General features: G+C 63.8%; 4 protein-coding genes and 1 pseudogene. All 5 read left to right on the top strand.

The features are described 5' to 3' along the window. Nucleotides 1-638: UDP-N-acetylmuramate dehydrogenase (gene murB / locus EOA24_RS27210; protein ID WP_127410259.1), on the top strand; the 638-nt coding region annotated here is incomplete at its 5' end. Between the two features lie 469 nt (nucleotides 639-1107). Then, nucleotides 1108-2034: a D-alanine--D-alanine ligase gene (locus EOA24_RS27205; RefSeq protein ID WP_126081999.1), complete on the top strand. Its 927-nt coding sequence runs from the start codon at nucleotides 1108-1110 to the stop codon at nucleotides 2032-2034. Continuing rightward, nucleotides 2022-2966 carry a cell division protein FtsQ/DivIB gene (locus tag EOA24_RS27200; RefSeq protein ID WP_126082000.1) on the top strand — a complete coding sequence of 315 codons (945 nt, stop codon included), beginning with the start codon at nucleotides 2022-2024 and terminating at the stop codon, nucleotides 2964-2966. The genes EOA24_RS27205 and EOA24_RS27200 overlap by 13 nt, the downstream gene beginning before the upstream one ends. After that, the gene (gene ftsA / locus EOA24_RS27195; RefSeq protein WP_042637743.1) at nucleotides 2963-4270 is read left to right on the top strand and encodes a cell division protein FtsA; all 1308 of its coding nucleotides are present in this window, start codon (nucleotides 2963-2965) and stop codon (nucleotides 4268-4270) included. The genes EOA24_RS27200 and ftsA overlap by 4 nt, the downstream gene beginning before the upstream one ends. 67 nt (nucleotides 4271-4337) lie before the next feature. Then, a pseudogene (locus tag EOA24_RS27190) lies at nucleotides 4338-4957 on the top strand (cell division protein FtsZ); the annotation flags it as partial.

Genomic DNA, 4957 nt, shown 5'->3' with positions numbered 1-4957 from the left:
CCATGGTAGAAATGGAGGCCGCCGTGGCGTGTGAAGCCGGCATCGGCGGCTTCCATTTCTACCATGGCATCCCCGGCGCCATTGGCGGCGCGCTCAGGATGAATGCGGGCGCCAACGGTGTGGAGACGCGGGAGCGCGTGGTGGAGGTGACGGCGCTGGATCGCAAGGGCAATCTCCACACGCTCAGCAATGCCGATATGGGTTATGCCTACCGCCACTCGTCCGCGCCCGCCGGACTGATCTTCACCTCAGCCATCTTCGAAGGGTTTCCGGAAGACAAGGCGGCGATCAAGGCGGCGATGGATGCCGTGCAGAACCATCGCGATACGGTGCAGCCGATCCGCGAGAAAACCGGCGGCTCTACCTTCAAGAATCCGGAAGGCACCTCGGCCTGGAAGGAGATCGACAAGGCCGGCTGCCGCGGGCTGATGATCGGCGGCGCGCAGATGTCGCCGATGCATTGCAACTTCATGATCAACACCGGCACCGCGACCGGCTATGACCTCGAATATCTTGGCGAGACGGTGCGCGCGCGCGTGCTCGAGAATTCCGGCATCCGGCTGCACTGGGAGATCAAGCGCCTCGGCAATTTCCGGCCCGGTCATGAGGTGCAGGAGTTTCTCGGGCAACTCCTTTGAGGTGCGTTGATATTCAGGTGAGGCCGGCCTGCAAACGGCGGCTTCCTGCGCGTACTTTAGTACGCTCCGCTCCGGTTCTCGGATGCCACCTTGTTTGGTCGCTTCGCGCCCGTCTTCGACTCCGGCTCGGCCTGACCTGAATCTCAACGCACCTCAGCGAACTCGTTAAGTTCAAGTACTACTTGAACTTCGGTGCTTCGCGGCGGCCTCAACCGTTGCTGCAAAGACTCAACAACACACTTTTCTCGGCTGTTTTCGCGGAAAGTGAATCTCTCGGAATCATAGGCACTTGCCAGCGAATCAACTCTCTGATTCTCTGCCCTGAAGCGTTTCCTGATTTGAGTCGTTCGACGCGTTCAGCCGCGTTTTCCGTCTGGGGGGCAACCTGCCGGAAGACTCGGACTCAATGCTCGGGAATGCGGTGCGGGAATATCGGTTGCAGGCCCGGCGTGAGAGGGGATGACGGGAAATGAAGAAGAAGCATGTGGCTGTTCTCCTCGGTGGATTCTCCTCGGAGCGGCCCGTGTCTCTGTCCTCGGGGAAGGCGTGTGCTGATGCGCTCGAGACTGAAGGCTATCAGGTCACCCGCGTCGATGTTTCGCGCGATGTTGGATCGGTGCTTGCCGAGCTCAAGCCCGACGTCGCCTTCAACGCGCTGCATGGCCCGTTCGGCGAGGACGGCACCATCCAGGGAATTCTCGAATATCTCGCAATTCCCTACACTCATTCGGGCGTGCTCGCTTCGGCGCTGGCCATGAACAAGGAGCAGGCCAAGAAGGTTGCCAAGGCGGCCGGCATTCCGGTCGCGGAATCCAAGGTGGTCAATCGCTTCGCCGTCAAGGATGCGCATCCGATGAAGCCGCCTTACGTGGTCAAGCCGGTCAATGAGGGATCGAGCTTCGGCGTCGTCATCGTGCATGAAGGGCAGTCGCATCCGCCGCAGGTGATCGGCTCGACCGAGTGGCAATATGGCGAGACCGTCATGGTCGAGCGCTACATCCATGGGCGCGAATTGACCTGCGCGGTGATGGGCGACGTGGCGCTCGGCGTCTGCGAGATCATTCCGACCGGGCATTCCTTCTACGACTACGACTCAAAATACGTGCCGGGCGGATCAAAACACGAAATCCCTGCTAAAATTTCACCGAATATTTACCAAAAAATACAGACACTGGCCCTCAAGGCTCATCTTGCCATTGGTTGCCGGGGCGTCTCCCGATCGGATTTCCGTTACGACGACCGTCACTCCGAAAACGGCGAGGTTGTCTGGCTCGAGGTCAACACTCAGCCGGGCATGACGCCGACGTCTCTGGTGCCCGAAATCGCCGCGCAAGCGGGACACTCGTTCGGCGATTTGTTGAGTTGGATGGTGGAGGACGCTTCGTGTCTGCGTTGAGGTGGGGACAGGGTAATGGCGGCAACGCGGCTGGTCCCGCGCTGTTCGGCGTGCCGCTGTCATTCGACCGTTTCGTCTTGCCGCGCCAGCTTCGCCGGCCGGTGCGCGTGCTGGCGCGCCTGTGCGGCGGCGAGTATGAGGCGCCGCGCTTTTCGGCGGCGATCCTTTCCGCCGCGCTCATCGCGTCGAGCAGCGCCTATGGCGCTTTTCTTGGCGGCTACTCCGACAGCGTCGTGCAGGGCATCACTGCCCGCACCGGCTTTGCCGTCGACCAGATCAAGGTGGTCGGCAATCGTCAGACGTCCGAGATCGACGTGCTCGACCGGCTCGGCCTCGACGGCTGGACATCGCTGATCGGCTTCGATGCCGAGGCCGCGCGCGAGCGCATCGCGACGCTGCCTTGGGTCGAGGGCGCGGCGGTCCGCAAGATCTACCCTCATACGCTGGAAGTGCGCATCGAGGAGCGCGAGCCCTTTGCGCTCTGGCAGCAGGGTACATCGGTTTCGGTGATCGAGCGGTCCGGCGAGGTGATCGCGCCGTTCTCGGGCGGCAAGCAGGCGCTGCTGCCGCTGATCATCGGTAGCGGCGCGCCGGCCATGGCGCCGGCCTTCCTCGACAAGATCAAGCGCTATCCCGAGCTTGCGGCGCGGGTCAAAGGTTATATCCGTGTCGGCGAGCGCCGCTGGGACATGAGGCTTGAGAACGGCATCACGATCAAGCTGCCGGAAGACGACGAGGACCGGGCGATCGCCGAACTCGTCAAGATCGACCACGACAACGGGCTTTTGACGCGCGACATCGCCGCCGTCGACATGCGGCTCCCCGACCGGCTGGTCGTGGAGCTTTCGCCGGAGGCGGCCACGCAGCGCGAAGCCGCGCTCAGCGACAAGCCGAAGAACCCGGCCAAGCGCAAGACGGGGACGAAGATATGAGCTGGCTTGGCGGCGGCGGTGACGCTTCTTCGCGCCGGTCGGGCATACTCACGGTGCTCGACGTCGGTTCCAGCAAGGTTTGCTGCGTGGTTGCGAAGCTCAAGCCGAACGAGGACGGCAAGCTTCTGCGCGGACGCTCGCATCGTATCCAGGTGATCGGCATCGGCCACCAGAAATCGCAGGGCGTGAAGTCCGGCGTCGTGGTGGACCTCGATCGCGCCGAGCATGCCATCCGGCTTGCCGTCGACGCCGCCGAGCGCATGGCCGGGCTCACGGTCGATTCCCTCATCGTCAACATGACGGCGGGCCGGCTGAAGAGCGAAGCCTTTTCGGCGACGATCAATCTCGGTGGTCATCAGGTCGAGGAAGTCGACATCAAGCGCGTGCTCGCCGCCGGCGCCAAGCAGGCGCTGAGGGCCGAGCGCGAAGTGATCCATTCGCTGCCCGTCGGCTTCTCGCTCGACGGCGAGCGCGGCATGCGCGACCCGCGCGGCATGGTCGGCGATGCGCTCGGCGTCGACATGCATGTGCTGACGGGCGATGCGGCGCCGATGCGCAATCTCGAGCTTTGCATCAACCGCTCGCATCTGTCGGTCGAGCGCATGGTGGCGACGCCCTATGCCAGCGGGCTTGCCTCGCTGGTCGACGACGAACTCGAAATGGGCGCCGCCTGCATCGATATGGGCGGCGGCACGACGACCATCTCGGTCTTCTCGGAAGGCAAGTTCATCCATGGCGACGCCATCGCCATCGGCGGCAACCATGTGACGCTCGACATGGCCAAGGGCCTGTCGACTTCGCTCGACGCCGCGGAGCGGCTGAAGGTGATGCATGGCTCGGCGCTGCCCGGAAGCGCCGACGACCGCGACCTCGTCTCGATCCAGCCGATCGGCGAGGAGGGCGATGTGCCGTCGCAGATACCGCGCTCGGTGATGACGCGCATCATCCGTGCGCGCATCGACGAGACGCTCGAGCTTTTGCGCGACCGGCTGAACAAGTCCGGCTACGGCAATGCCGTGGGAAAACGCGTCGTGCTCACCGGAGGCGCCAGCCAGCTCGCCGGCCTGCCGGAAGCGGCGCGCCGCATTCTCGGGCGCAATGTGCGCATCGGCCGTCCGCTCGGCGTGGCGGGCCTGCCGGAGGCGGCCAAGGGACCGGCGTTCTCGACCCCGGTCGGATTGATGATCTACCCGCAGATGGCGAGCTTCGAGAGCCATTCGGCGAAAGGACTTTCCGGTTTCAGGATGACCGGAACGGGCGGAAGACTGCATCGCATGAGTCAGTGGTTGAGAGACAGTTTTTAATTTGACGGGGACAGCCCCATAGGCGGCCGCAGCGGCGAGGCGGCGGGAAAGGCAAAGGACGGAGACAATGACCATCAATCTGCAAAAGCCGGACATCACCGAGCTCAAGCCCCGCATCACCGTGTTCGGTGTCGGCGGCGGCGGCGGCAATGCCGTCAACAATATGATCACCGCCGGCTTGCGCGGCGTCGAGTTCGTGGTGGCCAACACCGACGCACAGGCGCTGACCATGTCGAAGGCTGAGCGGCTGATCCAACTTGGCGCGCATGTCACCGAGGGCCTCGGCGCCGGCTCTCAGCCGGAAGTCGGCCGCGCGGCGGCGGAAGAGTGCATCGACGAGATCATCGATCATCTGTCCAACACGCATATGTGCTTCGTCACCGCCGGCATGGGCGGCGGCACCGGCACGGGCGCCGCTCCCGTCGTTGCCCGCGCGGCGCGCGAGAAGGGCATCCTCACCGTCGGCGTCGTCACCAAGCCGTTCCACTTCGAGGGCCAGCGCCGCATGAAGACGGCCGACATGGGCATCGAGGAGCTGCAGAAATGCGTCGATACCCTGATCGTCATCCCCAACCAGAACCTGTTCCGGCTGGCCAATGACAAGACCACCTTCGCCGATGCCTTCGCCATGGCCGACCAGGTGCTCTACTCGGGCGTCGCCTGCATCACCGACCTGATGGTCAAGGA

This window comes from Mesorhizobium sp. M2A.F.Ca.ET.039.01.1.1, from assembly GCF_003998035.1.
Lineage (GTDB): Bacteria > Pseudomonadota > Alphaproteobacteria > Rhizobiales > Rhizobiaceae > Mesorhizobium.
Note: the sequence above shows the minus strand (reverse complement) of the source record. Positions and strands in the feature narration are given on the sequence as shown.